Genomic DNA, 18,912 nt, shown 5'->3' with positions numbered 1-18,912 from the left:
CGGACAGGAGCCGGCGCCCGGCCCCGCGACCACGCGGGCCGGGCGCCGTTGCCGTTCCCCGGACAGGACCGGGGGTGTGATGTCGACCCCGGGAGAGCGGTGACCGACCTTTCTGCCCTGCACCGATCCGACACGTGGTTGGACGCGCCGAGGAGCGGCACGCAACTCCCTATTTTCCTCTCGCCCGGAGGATCCGGGCGCACGCCTCCACCCGCACCGCACACACAGGAGACAGGGATGTCGCGCACCTCTACCGACCGCCGTCCGGGGGGGTGGTTCGCCGACCGCCCGATCGCCGTCAAGATCGGCGCCGTCGTCGGCCTGCTGGCCGTCGTCGTCCTCGCTACGAACCTGCTCGCCGTCGTGCGCATCTCCGAGCTGCGCGAGAACCAGCAGACGCTCTACGCCGAGAACCTGCTCCCGCTCAACGCGCTGTCCGAGGTGCAGCGGGCGCACGCCGCCCACCGCGCCCGCACCCTGGAGTACGCCGTGTCCACCCCCGAGCGACGGGTCGAGCTGCGCGAGCAGATGGCGGACAAGAACGCCGACCTGGCGGCCGGCATGGACGCCTACGGGCCCCACGTCGTCGCCCCGGAGGCCATGGCGACCTTCGCCACCGACCGCGAGCAGTTCCTCGGCCTGCTGGAGACCGCGCTGTTCCCGGCCGCCGACCGCGGCGACCTCGCGGGTTTCGCCGCCGTCCAGTCCACGCAGCTGCAGCCGCTGCTGGAGACGATGGCCGACGCGCTCGAGGCCGAGGGCGTCGCCCAGTCGGCGCAGGCCGACGCGCGCAACGCCCAGGCGGCCGCCGACGCCGACGCTGCGGTCACCCTGCTGCTCGCCACCGCGGTCGGTTCGGTGGCCGCTGCCGGCGTGCTGACCGTGCTCGTCGTCCGCCGGCTGACCCGGACCGTGCGGTCGGTGCAGGCCGCCGCCGAGGCGATGGCCGACGGTGACCTGACGGTCGCCACCGGCGTGGTGTCCCGCGACGAGCTGGGCCGGATGGCGGCCGCCCTGGACTCCGCGCAGTCGGCGTTGGGCGAGGTGCTGTCCGGCGTCGTCAGTTCCGCGGACGCGGTGGCGGCCAGCTCGGAGGAACTGTCCGCGTCGTCGGCGCAGATCTCCGCGTCGGCGCAGGAGACCTCGGCCCAGTCCGGCGTGGTCGCGGGCGCGGCGGAGGAGGTCAGCCGCAGCGTGCAGACGGTGGCCGCCGGGGCGGAGGAGATGGGCGCGTCCATCCGGGAGATCGCCTCCAACGCGGCGGAGGCCTCCGATGTGGCGGCCCGTGCGGTGACCGCGGTGGAGACGACGTCGGCGACGGTGACGAAGCTGGGGGAGTCCTCGGCGGAGATCGGCAACGTGGTGAAGGTGATCACCAGCATCGCGGAGCAGACGAACCTGCTGGCGCTGAACGCCACGATCGAGGCGGCGCGGGCCGGGGAGGCGGGCAAGGGGTTCGCGGTGGTGGCCAACGAGGTCAAGGAGCTGGCGCAGGAGACGGCCAAGGCGACCGAGGACATCGCCCGCCGCGTGCAGGCCATCCAGGGCGACACGACCGCGGCGGTGACCGCGATCGAGGAGATCTCGGTGATCGTGGGCCAGATCTCCGACCGGCAGACCACCATCGCCTCCGCGGTGGAGGAGCAGACCGCGACCACCAACGAGATGAGCCGCTCGGTCAGCGAGGCCGCGGGAGGCGCCACCCAGATCGCGGAGAACATCTCCGGGGTCTCCGGGGCTGCCGAGGCGACCACGCAGGCGCTCACCCAGACCCGCACCGCGGTGGACGAGCTCTCCCGCATGGCTGCGAACCTGCGCACCTCGGTGAGCCGCTTCACCTACTGAGCTGCCCGCGGGAGCACCGGGCAGGACACCTGGACAGGGGCACGGCTGCGATCCGCGGCCGTGCCCCTGTCGCGTGTCGGGGCTCCTGGCCGGGGTGACGTCTCCCGGACGGTCGGCCGCTCGCCCGGAGACGACACGTCGACGAGAGGCCCTCGGCAGGCAGGCTCTCCCCGCCGACCTGACCCGGCACGACCATCCGGTCCGCGGGGCCGATCGCCGCGACGGCCAGCCGGCCGAGATCCGGAACTCCTCTCGTCGCTCAGCCCCCGCGACCTCCCGTCGAGCCCCAGGAGGGGTCCCCATGACCACCACGCCACCGCCCCCTCGGCCGGCCGGGGAGCCGGGTGGTTCGCTGATCTCCCTCAGCGCGAAGTGAGCCGCTGGGCGAGCGGGGCCACCGGGGGCACGACGCAGATCGCGCAGGACGTCTCCGGGGTCTCCGGGCCACCGATGCGACCACGCAGGCGCTGACCCAGACCCGCACCGCGGTCGACGAGCTGTCCCGGATGGCGGCCGACCTGCGCTCGGGGGTCACCCGCTCCACCTTCTGAGCAACACGCACGCCTCCCGCCGCAGCGGGACCACGCCTGCGGGCCGGGCCCCTCCGGGGTCCGGCCGCCGTCGTGTACGCCGAGGGTCGGCCCGCCGCGCGGCGTGTCGCCCGCCGTGGCGCAGCGACCGGGGGGCGCGGCGACGGCGACCGGCCCCGCGGTGTCGACACCGGAGAAGACGCGCAGGTCGGGCGACCGCGGGACCCGGCGGGCCGGCGCGCCGCGGCGCGGTGCGGTCGACACGGAGAGAACCCCGGAGTGCTCACCCACCCCTCGGGTCGCAATCCGTGCAGAACCCCGCCGGCATGCGCCGTCCGCGCGCCGTCGGCACCCACCCTGGTCCCCGACAGGCAGCCGTGCTGCCCCATCCTGCCCCTGCCCCGTACCAGGAGTGAGCACCGTGTCCGACACCCTCAGCCCGTCCAGCTCCCCCGCTCTCCGCCGCTCCTGGTGGGGTGACCGCGGCGTCAAGGTCAAGGTCCTGACCGCGGTGATCGTCGCCGCCCTCGTCGCCACCGTCATCGGCGTCCTCGGGTTGCAGGCCCTCAGCTCAGCGGCCGGCAGGACCCAGCACATCTACGAGGTCAACCTGAAGGGCGTCAGCGCCATCACGGGCGTCCGCGGGACGACCAAGGACTTCCGGGTCGCGGTGCGGGACGCCGTCCTCGCCGCCGACCCGGCGGCGGCGCAGAAGGCCGTCGACCGCCTGACCGAGCTCGAGCAGGGCTTCGAGACCAAGCTACAGCAGTACACCGACTACACGGCCCCGGCGCCCGGCTCGGAGAAGCAGGCCCTGGTGGCCGAGATCGGGACGGCCTTCGCCGGGTACCTCGACGTGGCGCGGACGGAGCTCACCCCGCTCGCCCTGGTCAAGGACTATGCAGGCTGGGTGGCGGCCAACACGACCAAGGCCAAGCCGCTCGCCGATCGGGTCGAGGAGGCGGCGACCGCCCTCGTGGCGATGGAGGACGCCGAGGCAGCGGCCGCCGCGCAGGCCGCGGCCTCGGCAGCGACCGCCCAGCGGACGACCTCGATCGTCCTGCTGCTCGCCGGCATCGCACTGGCCACCGGGCTCGGTCTGGTCGTGGCCAGTGGGATCGCCCGGGCGACCCGCCGGGTGCAGGACGTGGCCGAGGCGCTGGCGGCCGGTGACCTGACCCGCACCTCCGGGCTGACCACGCGCGACGAGCTGGGTCGGATGGGCGCCTCGCTGGACACCGCGGTCACCGGGCTGCGCGAGCTGATGGCCTCGGTGGTGTCCTCGGCCGACGCGGTGGCCGCCAGCTCGGAGGAGCTGTCGGCGTCCTCGGCACAGATCTCGGCGTCGGCGGAGGAGACCTCCGCACAGTCCGGCGTGGTCTCCGGCGCCGCCGAGGAGGTCTCGCGCAGCGTGCAGACCGTGGCCGCGGGCGCGGAGCAGATGGGCGCGAGCATCCGCGAGATCAGCCAGAACGCCGCCGAGGCGGCACGGGTGGCCGCGCAGGCGGTGACCGAGGCGGAGACCACCACGGCCACGGTGACCAAGCTCGGCGAGTCCTCCCGGCAGATCGGCGACGTCATCAAGGTGATCACCTCGATCGCGGAGCAGACGAACCTGCTGGCGCTGAACGCCACCATCGAGGCGGCGCGGGCCGGGGAGGCGGGCAAGGGCTTCGCGGTGGTGGCCAACGAGGTCAAGGAGCTGGCGCAGGAGACGGCCAAGGCGACCGAGGACATCGCGCGGCGGGTGGAGGCCATCCAGGGCGACAGCACCGGTGCGGTCGCCGCGATCGGGCGGATCAGCACGGTCATCGGGCAGATCAACGACTACCAGACCACCATCGCCAGCGCGGTGGAGGAGCAGACCGCGACCACCAGTGAGATGTCCCGCTCGGTGAGCGAGGCGGCAGGGGGCACCACCCAGATCGCGGAGAACATCTCCGGGGTCTCCGGGGCGGCCGATGCCACCACGCAGGCGCTCACCCAGACCCGCACCGCGGTCGACGAGCTGTCCCGGATGGCCGTGGACCTGCGCACCACGGTGGGCCGCTTCACCTACTGACGACCGCAGCACCACCGGACAGGGGCACGGCCGCGAGAGTGGCCGTGCCCCTGTCCGGTCCGGGCGCGGGTCGTCGACACCCGTCATCGCCGGCCGTGGACGCGGGCGTGGTTGTCGACACGCAGACGCACCAGGGACGCCCACCCGACTCTCCTGTCACGAGTCGGTGGCATGGCTCGACAGTCGGACCCGCCCCGCCGACAACGACTCCTGAGGGCGCTCGTCAGGGACGGCGCCGTCTCCTCCCGCGGTGCAGTCCCTACTCCTGATTGGACCAACTCCCATGGCCACCACTCCGTCCGAGACCGGCCGGCGCCCCGCCGGCGGGCCGCTCGGGTTCTTCCGCAACCTGCGGACCGCACAGAAGCTGCTCGCCGGCTTCCTCGTGGTCGTCGGCCTGACCGCTGCGGTCGGGTTCGTCGGCTACACCAAGCTGAACCAGGCGGCCAGCGACGCCCAGGGCATCTACGAGCAGAACCTGCTCGGTGGGATGGAGGTGGCCGAGATCCGGCGTACGGCGCTGCAGTCGCGGCTGGAGCTGAGCGGTCACGCCCTGGCTGCCACCGCCGAGGCGAAGGGCAAGGCGGACACCAAGATCGTCGATGCGGACACGGCGCTCGACGCGGCGGTGCAGACCTACGACACGGAGCTGTCCGCCACCGAGCGCGGACTGCTGGACACCTTCACCGCCCAGTGGGGGCAGTACCGCTCCATCCGGGACGCGGAGCTGCTGCCGCTGAGCCGGGTGGGCGACATCGCCACCTTCAACGCCGTCCGCTCGGCGAAGCACACCGGGATCGTGGACGAGGCGTATGCGGCCCTGGACGGTCTCGCGGCCTACCAGGCCGACGAGGCTGAGGCCGCCGCCCGGTCCACCGCCCGGTCCGCCGACTCCGCCGGTCTGCTCATCCTCGGGGTCGTGGCCGGTGCCGTCGGCCTGGGGCTCGGGCTGGCCCTGGGGCTGGGCCGGATGATCGCCGCCCCGCTGCGGCGCACGGTGGAGGTGCTGCAGGGTGTCGCGGAGGGGCGGCTCGACCAGCGCCTGGACCTGCACACCCGGGACGAGGCCGGTGCCATGGCCCGCGCCCTGAACACCGCGGTCGAGAACATGGCCACGGCGATGCGCAGCATCGGGTCCAACGCGCAGACCCTGTCGGCGGCCTCGGAGGAGCTGTCGGCCACCTCGGCGCAGATGTCCACGAGCGCCCAGGAGTCCGCGGCGCAGGCCGGCGCGGTGTCGGCGGCCGCCGAGGAGGTGTCCAGCAACGTGCAGACCGTGGCGGCGGGCACCGAGGAGATGGGTGCGTCCATCCGGGAGATCGCCACGAACGCCGCGGAGGCCTCCGACGTGGCGGCGCGGGCGGTGACGGCGGTGGAGACCACCAGCGCGACGGTGACCAAGCTCGGAGAGTCGTCGGCGGAGATCGGCAACGTGGTGAAGGTGATCACCAGCATCGCGGAGCAGACGAACCTGCTGGCGCTGAACGCCACGATCGAGGCGGCGCGGGCCGGGGAGGCCGGCAAGGGCTTCGCGGTGGTGGCCAACGAGGTCAAGGAGCTGGCGCAGGAGACGGCCAAGGCGACCGAGGACATCGCCCGCCGGGTGCAGGCCATCCAGGGCGACACCACGGCGGCGGTCACCGCCATCGAGGAGATCAGCACGATCGTGGCGCAGATCTCCGACCGGCAGACCACCATCGCCTCCGCGGTGGAGGAGCAGACCGCGACCACCAACGAGATGGCCCGCAACGTCTCCGAGGCCGCGGCCGGCGCCTCGGAGATCGCCCGCAACGTCACCGGGGTGGCCCAGGCCGCCCAGGAGACCACCAGCGGGGCGAGCAACACGTCATCGGCGGCCGGGGACCTCTCCCGGATGTCGGCCGAGCTGCAGGAGCTGGTGGGCCGCTTCCGCTTCTGACCACCAGTCGCGCCCGTTCCGGCCGCGGTGCCCCGCCACGGGGCACCGCGGCCGTCGGTGTCCCGTGGCCCCGCCGCGTGCGGCGACACGCCCACGGGTCCCCGTCAGGGAGGTGACGCAGGCTGCCGAGATCCATGGTGTACACCACGGTCGTCCCCCAACACCCCTCGGGGGATGCGTCGTGGCGGCAGCACCCCAGCGGACCCACAGGCCGGGAACCGTCTCGGCTCCCGCACGTGCAGATCTGGGTCAGCCGCTACGCCACCGGGTGTCCGCTCCCCACGCGGTCGGTCGGCCTGGGGGAGGGGACCGTTCCCGACGACGCGGGCGGTTGGTGGCCGACGGCCAGCGTGGCGACGCGGGCGGCGGTCGTGGGTGCGGAGAACAGGTACCCCTGGGCGAGCTGGCAGCCGAGCTGCCGCAGTGCGGTCAGCTGGTCGGCGTGCTCGACGCCCTCGGCGACGGTCTGCAGGCCGAGGGAACGTCCCAGGGTGACCACGGCGGCGACGATGGCGGCGTCACTCGTGTCGTCGACCAGGTCGCAGACGAAGGACCGGTCGATCTTGACCACGTCGATGGGGAAGCGCTTGAGGAAGGTGAGGGAAGAGAACCCGGTGCCGAAGTCGTCCAGGGCCAGGCGCACGCCGAACGCGTGCAGGCGCCGCAGGGTCGCCACCGTCGCCCCGGTGGCGTCGAGCAGTGCGGTCTCGGTGAGCTCGAGGCAGACGGCGGCCGGGTCGACGCCACTGGTCGTCACGACGGCCGCGACGAGGTCGGGGAACTGCGGGTCGGCGAGCTGGCGGGCGGAGACGTTGACCGCCACGGTGAGGTCCAGCCCGGCGCGCCGCCAGGCCGCCAGCTGGCGGCAGGCCTCCTGCAGGACCCACTCGCCGAGGGGCACGACGAGCCCGGTGTCCTCGGCGACGGCGATGAACGCGTCGGGCCCGAGCAGGCCGCGCGTGGGGTGCTGCCAGCGCACCAGGGCCTCGACGCCGACCAGGCAGCCGGACGCGGTGTCGACCACCGGTTGGTAGAGCAGGCGCATCTCGTCGCGGGTGATGCCGGCGCGCAGGTCGGCCTCGGTGCGCTGGCGCCGCTCGAGGGCCGCCCGCAGCGCACCGTCGAAGACCACGATGCTGCCGCGACCCCGGTCCTTGGCCTCGTACATCGCCAGGTCGGCGTCTCGCAGCAGCGCCTCGGCACTGTCCTGGCCGCGCGCGGAGACCGCGATGCCGATGCACGCGCCGAGGGTGAACTGCTCGCTGCCGACGTGGAACGGCGCGGCCATCGCGTCTCGCAGGCGCTCGGCGACCACCAACAGCTCGCGGTCGCCGCCGATGTCCTCGCACACCACGACGAACTCGTCGCCGCCGAAGCGTGCGGCGCAGTCGGCGGCCCGCAGCTGCGCCGACAGCCGCTGGGCCGCCGTGCGCAGCAGCGCGTCGCCCACGGTGTGGCCGGCGGAGTCGTTGACGGTCTTGAAGCGGTCCAGGTCGACGAACAGCACCGCCACCGCCGTTCCGCGCCGGCGTGCCCGGGTGAGGGCCTGGTCGAGCCGGTCGGCCAGCAGGCGCCGGTTGGCCAACCCGGTGAGACCGTCGTGCAGCGCGTGGTGGGCCAGCTGGTCCTCGGCCTCCCGGCGTCCGGTGACGTCGACCAGCTGGAGCACCGCGTGCACCGGCCGGCCGTCACCGTCGCGCAGCACCGAGATGCTGGTGTCCGCCCAGACCACGGCCCCGTCGGCGTGTCGGAAGCGCTGCTGCCCCAGGTGGTGAGCCAGCTCTCCGGCGGCCAGCTGCTCGATCGCGGTGCGCAGGGCGGCCCGGTCGTCCGGATGGGACAGGTCCTCGACCGTCGTGCGGCGCAGCCGGGTGGGTGGGTGGCCGACGATGCGGCCCAGTGCCGCGTTCGTCTCCACGAACCGGCCCAGGTCTCCCGGCGTCAGGCTGAGCAGCGCCATGCCGGTGGGGGCGTCGGCGAAGGCCGACCGGAAACGGTCCTCCGACACCGCCAGCGCGTCCAGTGCCGCCGTCCGCTCGGCCAGCAGCTCCTGGTTGGCGGCGAGGGCCGCCTCCTTCTCCTGCAGGTCGGCGAACAGTGCCCCACCACCCAGCAGCGCGCCGTACGTGCGCCGCAGCGACCAGTAGTAGACGGCGACGGCGGCGGTCACCAGCGCCCAGAACGTGTCGTGCCAGCCCCAGCTGTCCCGTACCGCGTGCAGGTCGTGCGCCTCGGCGCCGGGCAGCGGCAGCAGGTGGACGACGTGCAGGGCGTGGCCCACCGCGCAGGAGAAGAAGATCAGCCCGGTCGCCGTCCCCAGCCGGTTGGACAGCAGCTGCCCGCTGCGGGCCAGCGGAGCGAAGACCGCCACGGAGATCGCGAGGTAGGCGACGGCGATGACGCCGCCACCGACCGCACTCAGCTGCCAGGACACAGCTCACCTCCGCACGCCATCGGATCGTGTACGACGCGTTCATCGGTACCGCCGCCGGTCCGGCTAAACCCGGAGTCCCCCCAAGGGGGCAGGTGGCTCCCTGACCCTTGCCGACGTCGACTGCGGTGCGTCCCGCCGCCGTGCTGCCAGCAGATCACAGCGGTGTAACGATCACGACCGTGACAGCGTCCACCGGCCGTTGTCAACCGGCGCGCCGGGCAGTTGCGGCCACGGCTCGACGTCCACCGGCCGCCCTCCGTGACCCGACCACGGACGCGTCCTGCGCGACGCGCGTGGCGGCAGGTGCTGGGCACTCGACGGAACGGGCACTGTGGTCTGGAACACTCCTCCTGCGTGGGGCAGTGGACCGACGATGCGGGTGAGGTCGACCGTCAGGCAGGGCTGCTCCGGGCACTGTTCGCCGGTGACGCCGTCGGGATGGCGGCCGGCTCCGGAGAGGCGATCACCCAGGCCAACGACGAGCTGCTGCGCATCCTCGGTCGCAGCCGGGCGGACGTCGACGCCGGGCTCGCGTGGCCGGCCATCACGCCGACCGACCACGCCGAGCGGGATGCCGGAGGGGTGGACGACGTCCGCCGCACCGGGTCGGCGGTGGTGCAGAAGGACTTCCTGCGGCCGGACGGCAGCCGCACCCCGGTCCTGGCGGCCGTGGCCGCGGTGAGCTGGAACCCCTACGAGTGGGTCGCCGTCGTCATCGACCTCAGCCAGCAGGAACGCCTGCGCCGACTGGTGCAGTCGGAGGCCGCCATCGTCTCCACCCTCCTGGAGGACGCCCCGGTCGGCTTCGCCCTCATCGACCCGGACCTGCGCTTCGTCCGCATCAACCGGGAACTGGCCGCCATGAACGGCTTTCCCGTCGCCGAGCACGAGGGCCGGTCGGTGTTCGACCTGCTGCCCGATCTGCGGGCGGAGGCCGAGCCCCTGCTGCGGCACGTCCTGGAGACCGGCGAGCCGCTGCGGGACGTCGAGATCGTGGGCACCACGCCCGCGGACCCCGGTCACAGCCACACCTGGCTGGAGTCCTTCTTCCCCGTGCGCGTGCCCCAGGGGCCGACCATCGGCGTGGCCGCGGTCGCTCGGGACGTCACGGCGGTGCGCCGCCTCGAGCAGGAGCTGACCGCCACGCTGGACCGCCAGCGGCAGGTCCTGCACGAGTTGCAGACCAGCGTGCTCCCGGAGCTGCCCGACGTCCCGGGGGTGGACCTGGCCGCGCGCTACCTCGGCGCCTCGCAGGAGGTGCACCTGGGCGGCGACTGGTTCGACGTGTTCACCGCTCCCGATGGGCGCCTGGTCCTGGCCGTCGGCGACGTCGTGGGCCACGGACCAGCTGCCGTCGGGCTGATGGCGCGGCTCAGTGGTGCCGTGCGCGCGTATGCCGGCGACGGCCGGGCTCCCGCGGAGGTGCTGGCTGGTCTCAACCGGCTGCTGGACCACTCGCTGGCCCCGGCCATGGCCAGTGCCGCGATGGTCTTCCTCGACGTGGCCTCCGGCGAGGTGGAGTACGCCAGTGCCGGTCATCCCCACCCGCTGCTGTGTGGACGCAGCGACGCACCCGAGGTGATGGACCGCGCCCAGGGACGGATGCTCGGCGCCAGCGCGGACTCGGCATACCCGACCGGGCACGCCACCCTGGTCGATGGTGCGACGGTGCTGCTGTACACCGATGGCCTCGTCGAGCGGCGCGGCCAGACCCTGGACGAGGGCATGGCCCGCCTCACCGCCGCCGTCACCGAGCACTGCGGGACCGGCAGGGACGCCGGGCGACTCGTCCACGCGGTGGTCGAGCACAGCCACACGGCCCTCGACCGGGACGACGACGTCTGTGTCCTGGCCGCCCGGAGGGTCAGCGGTCCGCAGTCGCCGCCCGCCAGCGCCTGATCGAGGGCGCGGCGCGTCGGTGCCCGACTCCTCGGCCGTCCCGCTCCACCACCTCCCCGATGGGCACGGAGCGCATGCCCAGGGCCCGTGCCCGGAGACCCTCCGGACCACTGACGGCAGCGGCGCCGGGTGTCAGCGAGATCCGGGCGGTCCGTACAGATCTGTCACGGACCTGCCGATGGGCTGGTGTCCGTGCCACACGACCTGACGAGAGGGGCTTGGAGTGCTGATCTCCGCCCGGACGACGAGACCCGCGACCGACGCAGACGTCACCCGGGAGGTCCCCCGGTACTTCGCGCGTCGGGCAGCCCTCGAGCAGCCGCCGGCCACGCTGACCGTCTCCGACGCGGTCGCGCTCGGCATCGCCGGCTCCTTCGGCAGCCGGACGCCGTCCGGACAGCTGCTCGGCCGCTTCGCCACCGGGGGCCTGGTCGACAGCGACGCCCTCCGGGAGGCAGCACGTTTCGAGCAGGGGTTCGCCACGCCGGAGGGGCACGCCGCGTTGCGGTGCCTCGTCCTCTGGGTCGACGGCCAGGTGCACGAGCGGCGGAGTCTGGCCCAGGCCTGAAGCCGGCGGCGCGCCGGTCCGGCCCGCCCGACCCGCGCCCACGGGCACCACGCTCGACGGGGAGGGCGCCGCGCTGACCGTCGGGGTGAGCCGGCCACCGTCACCGCTGTCGACACGGCGCGACCGACGACGTCCTGGAGGGCCCGGTCAGGTGCCGAGGGGGAGCGCCGGTGCGCGACGTGCGACGGGCGACGTCGTCTCGCGCGGCTTCCCCGCGCGACGCACCCGACCGGACAGTGCGGCTGCGCCGGCCGTGGCCAGCAGCACACCGGTGGCGGTCACGGCGACCGTGGCCATGGGCACCCCGGTCAGCACCAAGGGCAGCACCCCGGTCGCCGCCGCCCCGCCCAGGGCCCGCCCGGCGGTGACCGAGGCGAGCGCGCCGGTGACCTGGCCGGGCCGACGGCGGACGGCCGCGTCGTCGAGGAGCCCCTCCAGCAGGGTGAGACAGAGACCGGACAGCACCTGGGCGGTACACAGCAGCACCACCGACAGCGGGGCGACGGTCCAGCCGGCGACCATGCCGGCGGCCGCCAGTGACCACGTCACACCCCCGTCCGCATGGGCTCGGCGGGTCGCCCGCACCACCAGGGGGGCCAACAACGAGCCTGCCGTGAACGCCACAGCGGCCAGCGCGACCGCGCCCCGTCCGTGCACCTGCTCGCTCAGTGCGACGAACAGCAGGGTGGGGCCGGCCGCCAGCACCATCAGCAGCGCGCCCGCCAGCACGGGCCCCGACGGCACGAGACGCACGCCGTCCGCGACCGAGGAGACCATGCGGGGTACCCGCGAAGCACCGGCGACCACGACGGTGGGGACCAGGGAGAGGACGTAGCAGCAGGCGACGCCGAGGAGCAGGGCGCCGCCGTCCTCGGCGGTCACGGACACCAGCGCCGCCAGGGCGACACCGGTGGCCTCGGCCGCGGCGACGAGCGTTCCGTACCCGGTGAGTGCGCCTGCGCCGGGGCGGACAGCGGCGACCTCGGCACGCATCGCGGCGTAGCCGGTCCACGCAGTGACGTTCATGGCCCCGATGACCACGGCCGTGAGGACGATCGGCGCCTGCGCCGCCACGAGGAGCACCAGCCCGGTGCGCAGCGCCATCTCGGTGCCCGCGGCGGCCCGCAGCACACGGCGACCGTCCCCCAGACGCGCCGCCCGTCCGGCCACCGGTGCCGAGAGTGCGACGCCCACGAGCATGGCTGCGGTGCAGAACCCGACCGCGGGCAGCCCGTGGGAGTCGGCGATCTGCAGGACCACGAGGGTCCACCCGACCGACAGGAACAGGGAGTCGGTCAGGCCGGCGGCGCAGATTGCGGTCAGCCGCCGACGGTCGGGGTCCCGTGCCGTCCGGCGCGGCGCCGAGTGCCTGCCCACTCAGCCGCCGGTGAAGTGCGTCCCCGGTGGCGGGAACCCGTTGAACGAGGAGGCGTAGCTGAGCGTGTAGGCGCCGGCGGAGGCGATGAACAGCCGGTCGCCCTCGGCCAGCGTGACCGGCAGCGGTGCCCCGTAGAACATCGTGTCCGAGCTGTCGCAGCTCGGGCCGGTCACCGTGACCGGGACCTGGTCGACCGCGGAGTGGTCGTGCCGCGACGACCACATCGGGAAGGGCCACCGACCGCCCATCTGCTGGGTCTCCATGAGGCCGTTGTAGGCGCCGACGTCCAGGTACAGCCACTCCTCGCCGGCCCGCTGCTCCCGCCCGAGGACGCTGGCGACCATGACCGCGGTCTCGGCGACCATGTGCCGCCCCGGTTCGGCCACCAGCAGGGGCGGCTGGTACGGCAGCAGGTCGTCCAGGGAGGTCTCCACCACGGTGCCGATCTGGTCGATGGACGGCACGGGCGCGCCGTACGAGGCGGGGAAACCGCCGCCGACGTCCAGCATCTCCAGCCGGATGCCGTCGGCGGCGAGTTGACGCATCAGCCGGCCGGCCGAGGCGATGGCCCGTCGCCACGCCGACGTCTCGACGCACTGCGAGCCGACGTGGAAGGTCAGTCCGTACGGCCGCAGGCCCAACCGCTCGGTCTGCTGGAGCAGGGCACGGGCGTGGTGGACCTCCGCGCCGAACTTCCTCGACAGCGGGAAGACGCTGCCGCCGTCGTCGACCCGGATCCGGACGTAGACGGCGCTGCCCGGCGCCACCCGGGCGATCTTGCCGAGCTCCCCCGCGGAGTCCGCGGCGAAGCGCCACAGCCCGGCCTCGGCTGCGGCGGCGACGTGCGCTGCGGGCTTGACCGTGTTGCTGTACAGCACGTCAGCCGGGGCCACCCCGATCCCCTGCAGCATCCGCAACTCGCCCAGCGAGGCGACCTCGAAGCCGGCTCCCTGCGCGGCCACGGTCCGGAGCACCTCCGGCGCGGGGTTGCACTTGACCGCGTAGTGCGGGCGGACCCGGGGCAGTGCCGCACGGAACCGGGTGAACCGGTCCGCGACCATGTCCAGGTCACAGGCGAGGAACGGCGTGGGCAGGTCGATCGCGCCCAGCACCTCGGGGGACAGCCCCTCCGGCCAGCCGGCCGGCAGCTCCACCGCCGGTCCCGTCCTGACCATCGATGCGGTCACGCCATCTCCTCCCGTCCGGGCACCGGGTGTGCCCGCGCAGGTCTTCGACCGGCCGGCGCACAGTGTTGAACCCACTCACCCCTCGGGAGGAGACGACGCCGTGGAGGTCAGGTGAACGGCTGACCGGTCGATGCAGCAGGCATGACCACGATCACGGCGGCCTCCCGGCGCGTCCTCGCGGCGGCCGCGAGCGGCGCGCTCGCCGTCTGGGCCCTCGCGCTGACGACGGTCCCTGCGGGCACCTCGATGCACCTGTCCAACGCCGGGCTCGTCGCCTTCCCACTGCTCGCGGGGGTGGCCGGCCTGGTCCGTGGCCGTCGGGACGACGGCCCAGCACGCCGGTTCTGGCTGCTGCTCGGCGCCGCCTGCCTGTCCTGGGCCGGAGGCATGGTCGTGTGGACCTGGTACGAGTCCGTGCGCGGGGCCGAGGTGCCCTTCCCGTCGCTGGCCGACCTGGGCTACCTCGGTCTCCCGCCCCTGGCCACCGCCGCGCTGCTGTCCCTGCCGCTCGCGGCCCGGACGCTGGCCGGGCGGGTCCGGACCGTGCTCGACGGGCTCGTCGTCGCCAGCGCGCTGCTGCTGTGCAGCTGGGTCGCCGTGCTGCGGGCGGTGGCCGAGGCCGGTGGCGAGCCGCTGGCCCAGGTCATCTCCCTCGCCTACCCGGTCAGTGACGTCGTCGTGATCACGCTCGTCGCCTACACCTGGATGCGGGCCCGGCAGCGCGGCATGCGGCTGCCGGTCCCCCTGCCGCTGCTGGGCGCCGGCCTGGTCGCCTTCGCGGTCGCCGACTCGGGGTTCGTCTACCTCACCAGCGTGGCCAGCTACAGCTCCGGCAACCTCATCGACATCGGGTGGGGGCTGGGCTTCGTCCTGCTGTTCCTCGCCGCCCTCGCCCGCACCGGGACCGAGGCGGACGTCGCTGACGACGACGGTGGCGGTCGGCCGCTCGGGAACCTGCTGCCCTACGCGGCCGTGGGCGCCGCGCTGCTCGTCTCGGCGGCCTCGACGGTGCGCAGCGGGACGACGGACACCTTCACGAGCTGGGCGCTGATCGTGATCGCCGTCCTCCTGGTCCTCCGCCAGGTGCTGACCCTGCAGGAGAACGACTCGCTGACCCGCAACCTCGAGCGCCTGGTCGGGGAGCGCACGGCGGAACTGCGGGCCAGCGGAGAGCGCTTCGCCGCCCTCGTCCAGCACAGCTCCGACCTGGTCACCCTCGTCGACCGCGAGGGGCTGATCCGGTACCAGAGCGAGTCGAGCCTGCGCGTGCTGGGCCGCCCCGCGGAGTCACTCGTCGGCCGCGACCTGACCGCGCTGATGACGCCGGAGCAGGCTGCCGAGCTGCTCGCCGTCCTGCAGCAGGCTGCCGGTGGTGACCCCGACCGGGCCCTGACCTTCCAGGGCACCTGGTCGCACGCCGCCGGACGGGAGCGCCGGGTGGAGGTCACCGTGACCAACCTGCTCGGCAACGACGCCGTCGGCGGTCTGGTGTTGAACACCCGGGACGTGACCGATCGCGTGCGGCTGGAGCGGCAGCTCACCCACCAGGCCTTCACCGACTCGTTGACCGGCCTGCCCAACCGGGCCCTGTTCCGGGACCGCCTGCAGCAGGCGCTGTCCCGGCGAGACGCGGTCGGGTCCTCACCGGCCGTGTGCTTCCTGGACCTCGACGGCTTTAAGGAGGTCAACGACACCCTCGGCCACAGTGCGGGCGACGCCCTGCTGGTCGAGGTGGGGGCGCGACTGCGCACGGCGGTGCGGCCGGGCGACACCGTCGCGCGCTTCGGCGGGGACGAGTTCGCCATCCTGGTGGACGACGTCCCGGCGGGTGACGACGGCACGCAGCTCGCCGAGCGGGTCTGCCAGGTGTTGGAGGCACCCGTGGACCTGGACGGGGAGACGGTGCACGTCGCGGCCAGCATCGGCATCGCCCACCAGGACGGGGTGGGCATCGACGCCGAGCAGCTGCTGCGCAACGCGGACCTGGCCATGTACCGGGCCAAGGCCGCCGGCGGGGGCTTCGCCGTCTACGCCCCCGAGATGCACGAGGGTCTCGTCGCCCGGGTCCGCCTGGAGGCCGACCTGCGGCGCGCCCTGCGCGACGGGGAGTTCGTCGTCCACTACCAGCCCATGGTGACGATGCGCACCGGCACGATCACCGGTGTCGAGGCCCTGGTCCGCTGGGAGCACCCCGAGCACGGACTCATCCCGCCGGATGACTTCATCCCGCTGGCCGAGGCGACCGGGCTCATCCGGCCCCTGGGGCTGTGGGTGCTCCGAACGGCCTGCCGGCAGGCGATGGAGTGGCAGGTCCTCGACCAGCGCGAGGAGCCCCTCAAGGTCAGTGTCAACGTGTCCGGCCGCCAGCTCCACCACCCGGACCTGGTCGGAGAGGTCGCGGACGTGCTGGCCGAGACGGGTCTGCCCGCCCACAAGCTGACCCTGGAGATGACCGAGAGCGTCCTGATGGAGAACAGCGACGACACGATCGCGACGCTCGAGTCGCTGCGCGCCATGGGGATACGCCTGGCCATCGACGACTTCGGCACGGGGTACTCCTCGCTGAGCTACCTGCACCGCTTCCCCGTCGACATCCTCAAGATCGACCGGAGCTTCGTCGAGGGGCTGGCCACCGGCGGTGACGCCGCCCTGGTGAACACCATCCTGCGGCTGGGCAAGGCGCTGCGGCTGGAGACCGTGGCCGAGGGCATCGAGCACGCCGAGGAGATGGTGCTGTTGCGCCGGCAGGGGTGCACCACGGGACAGGGCTACCACTTCTCACCCCCGGTCCCGGCTGCTCGCCTCCTCGAGATGCTCACCACGGACGAGGGCCGGCGACAGCGGGTCGTCGGCCGGTCGCCCGCAGCGGTCGGCGCGGACTGACCGGCCGCCCGGGTCAGCTCCGTGCCGGGACCCGCGGCGCCCGCACCGCGACCGCGCCCCAGGCGTCGTCGGGCCCGTGACCCCGGCGCGCAGCTGCTGACAGGCGCGGTGCGTGCCCCGGCCGTGGTCGGCCGGTGGTCGCCACCGGGACACCACCGCGACACCTCAGTGGCGCTCGTGCGTCCCGTCCGTCCCTCCCGTGCCGCGCGTTCCTCCAGTGGCGCGTGCGGCGGCCGAGAAGGGGTGCGGAGGCCCCCGTCGAGAACGGCGCGTCCCGGCCCCCGGCGCAGCACCGACTCCCTCGATTGGACCCGACGCATGAGCACGACGACGAAGGCCCCCGCGCGCAGCCCGGGCGGGCCGATCGGCTTCTTCCGCAACCTCAAGACGGCGCCGAAGCTGCTCGCCGGATTCCTGGTGATGGTCGTCTGCACCGCCGCCGTGGGCCTGCTCGGGCTCACCCAGCTCGGCGCCGCACAGGAGCGCATCCAGGTGCTGCTCGACGACCGCATCTCCGCCGCCGAGCAGCTGGGCAAGATCGAGGCGCGCTTCCAGACGATGCGCTACCGGGTCACCGACCTGGCGCTGCAGACCGACCCGGCGACCCGCACGGAGCTCGAGAACCGCATCGCCGAGCTCGACGCCGGGATCGACGAGCAGGTCGTCGCCTACAAGGAGGGCCTGGAGGGCCAGCAGGTCGAGTTCATCGCCGAGTTCGACGAGCTGCTCGCGGGTTACCGGCAGATCCGCGACACCGAGCTGCTGCCGCTGGCCCGCGCCGGCAACCTGCCGGTCTTCCTCGCCGTCCGCAAGGACAAGGCGTCGGCCCCGTCGGACCGGATCGCCGACATCGTCGACGAGCTGCTGGTCATCGAGAACGACGACGCCCGGGCCAGCGTCAGTGCGGCGGAGGCGGCCTACGGCACCGCCCGGACGACGATCGTCACCGTCATCGTCGGCGCCGTCGTCCTGGGCCTGGGCCTGGCGTTCGGCCTCGGCCGGCTGGTCGCCGGCCCGCTGCGCCGGACCGTCGAGGTGCTGCAGGGGGTCGCCGCCGGCCGGCTGGACCGGCACCTGGACATCGACACCCGGGACGAGGTCGGCGACATGGCCCGCGCCCTGAACGCGGCCATCGACAACGTCGGCTCGGCGATGCGCAGCATCGGGGCCAACGCGCAGACCCTGGCCGCCGCCTCCGAGGAGCTGTCGGCCACCTCGGGGACCATGTCCTCCAACGCCCAGCAGTCCGCGGCGCAGGCCGGCGCGGTCTCGGCCGCCGCCGAGGAGGTGTCCAGCAACGTGCAGACCGTCGCCGCGGGCACCGAGGAGATGGGTGCGTCGATCCGGGAGATCGCGACCAACGCGGCGGAGGCCTCCGACGTGGCGGCGCGGGCGGTGACGGCGGTGGAGACGACGTCGGCGACGGTGACCAAGCTCGGAGAGTCGTCGGCGGAGATCGGCAACGTGGTGAAGGTGATCACGTCGATCGCGGAGCAGACGAACCTGCTGGCGCTGAACGCCACCATCGAGGCGGCGCGGGCCGGGGAGGCGGGCAAGGGCTTCGCGGTGGTGGCCAACGAGGTCAAGGAGCTGGCGCAGGAGACGGCCAAGGCGACCGAGGACATCGCCCGCCGCGTGCAGGCCATCCAGGGCGACACCACGGCGGCGGTGACCGCGATCGAGGAGATCTCGGTGATCGTCGGGCAGATCTCCGACCGGCAGACCACCATCGCCTCCGCGGTGGAGGAGCAGACCGCGACCACCAACGAGATGGCCCGCAACGTCTCCGAGGCCGCGGCCGGCGCCTCGGAGATCGCCCGCAACGTCACCGGGGTGGCCCAGGCCGCCCAGGAGACGACCACCGGGGCGACCAACTCCTCCGCGGCCGCCGAGGACCTCTCCCGGATGTCGGCGGAGCTGCAGGAGCTGGTGGGCCGCTTCCGCTGCTAGGTGAAGGACCCCCCTGCCCCCCGTCACTCGCAGGCTCGTGGCGGGACCCTGCAGGGGGGCCACCCCCGTGCCCCTCAGACCTCGCTCCGCTCGGCGTGGGGCCCTGCACGGGGGCCGTTCCAGCACACCACCTGACGCCCCGGACCGGTCCACGGTCCGGGGCGTCGCGGCGTCCTGGCGCGCCGGGACCGGGCCGGCACGTCGACCGGTGCGGCGGTTGGGGTCAACCGGGCCGCCGGACTGCCGATGACTCCCCCG

At 73.8% G+C, this 18,912-nt stretch carries 10 protein-coding genes; 7 read left to right on the top strand and 3 right to left on the bottom strand.

The genetic code is table 11. The annotated features are described in order from the left end of the window. The first annotated feature begins 237 nt into the window (after positions 1-237). From RTG05_RS21815 to RTG05_RS21805, 3 genes are all read left to right on the top strand, one after another. Positions 238-1,845: a methyl-accepting chemotaxis protein gene (locus RTG05_RS21815; protein WP_166526853.1), complete on the top strand. Its 1,608-nt coding sequence runs from the start codon at positions 238-240 to the stop codon at positions 1,843-1,845. A 951-nt stretch (positions 1,846-2,796) separates the two neighbouring features. Next, positions 2,797-4,437 carry a methyl-accepting chemotaxis protein gene (locus RTG05_RS21810; RefSeq protein WP_166526852.1) on the top strand — a complete coding sequence of 547 codons (1,641 nt, stop codon included), beginning with the start codon at positions 2,797-2,799 and terminating at the stop codon, positions 4,435-4,437. A gap of 283 nt (positions 4,438-4,720) precedes the next feature. Beyond that, positions 4,721-6,355, top strand: a complete 1,635-nt coding sequence (locus tag RTG05_RS21805) for a methyl-accepting chemotaxis protein (RefSeq protein ID WP_166526851.1) — start codon at positions 4,721-4,723, stop codon at positions 6,353-6,355. A gap of 256 nt (positions 6,356-6,611) precedes the next feature. Here RTG05_RS21805 and RTG05_RS21800 read toward each other — a convergent pair whose 3' ends face one another. After that, on the bottom strand, positions 6,612-8,789 hold the full coding sequence (locus tag RTG05_RS21800; RefSeq protein WP_166526850.1) for a putative bifunctional diguanylate cyclase/phosphodiesterase: 2,178 nt from the start codon (positions 8,787-8,789) through the stop codon (positions 6,612-6,614). Positions 8,790-9,143: 354 nt separating this feature from the next. On the opposite strand from RTG05_RS21800, the gene RTG05_RS21795 reads away from it, so the two are divergent. Both RTG05_RS21795 and RTG05_RS21790 read left to right on the top strand, forming a co-directional pair. Then, positions 9,144-10,688 (top strand): PP2C family protein-serine/threonine phosphatase, encoded by a 1,545-nt coding sequence (locus RTG05_RS21795; RefSeq protein WP_166526849.1) that lies wholly within the window; start codon positions 9,144-9,146, stop codon positions 10,686-10,688. Between the two features lie 223 nt (positions 10,689-10,911). Continuing rightward, positions 10,912-11,256, top strand: a complete 345-nt coding sequence (locus tag RTG05_RS21790; RefSeq protein WP_166526848.1) for a hypothetical protein — start codon at positions 10,912-10,914, stop codon at positions 11,254-11,256. Positions 11,257-11,403: 147 nt separating this feature from the next. On the opposite strand, the gene RTG05_RS21785 is transcribed toward RTG05_RS21790, so the two are convergent. Both RTG05_RS21785 and RTG05_RS21780 read right to left on the bottom strand, forming a co-directional pair. After that, on the bottom strand, positions 11,404-12,633 hold the full coding sequence (locus RTG05_RS21785) for a hypothetical protein (RefSeq protein ID WP_166526847.1): 1,230 nt from the start codon (positions 12,631-12,633) through the stop codon (positions 11,404-11,406). Further along, positions 12,634-13,821, bottom strand: coding sequence for a type III PLP-dependent enzyme (locus RTG05_RS21780; RefSeq protein WP_208104710.1), 1,188 nt, complete (start codon positions 13,819-13,821; stop codon positions 12,634-12,636). A gap of 141 nt (positions 13,822-13,962) precedes the next feature. Here RTG05_RS21780 and RTG05_RS21775 point away from each other — a divergent pair, with 141 nt between their 5' ends. Then, positions 13,963-16,704, top strand: a complete 2,742-nt coding sequence (locus tag RTG05_RS21775) for a putative bifunctional diguanylate cyclase/phosphodiesterase (RefSeq protein ID WP_166526846.1) — start codon at positions 13,963-13,965, stop codon at positions 16,702-16,704. A gap of 318 nt (positions 16,705-17,022) precedes the next feature. After that, entirely contained in the window at positions 17,023-18,654 is a 1,632-nt protein-coding gene (locus RTG05_RS21770) for a methyl-accepting chemotaxis protein (protein ID WP_166526845.1), read from the top strand. Positions 18,655-18,912 lie beyond the last annotated feature (258 nt).

This window comes from Geodermatophilus sp. DSM 44513, assembly GCF_032460525.1.
GTDB lineage: Bacteria > Actinomycetota > Actinomycetes > Mycobacteriales > Geodermatophilaceae > Geodermatophilus.
Note: the sequence above shows the minus strand (reverse complement) of the source record. Positions and strands in the feature narration are given on the sequence as shown.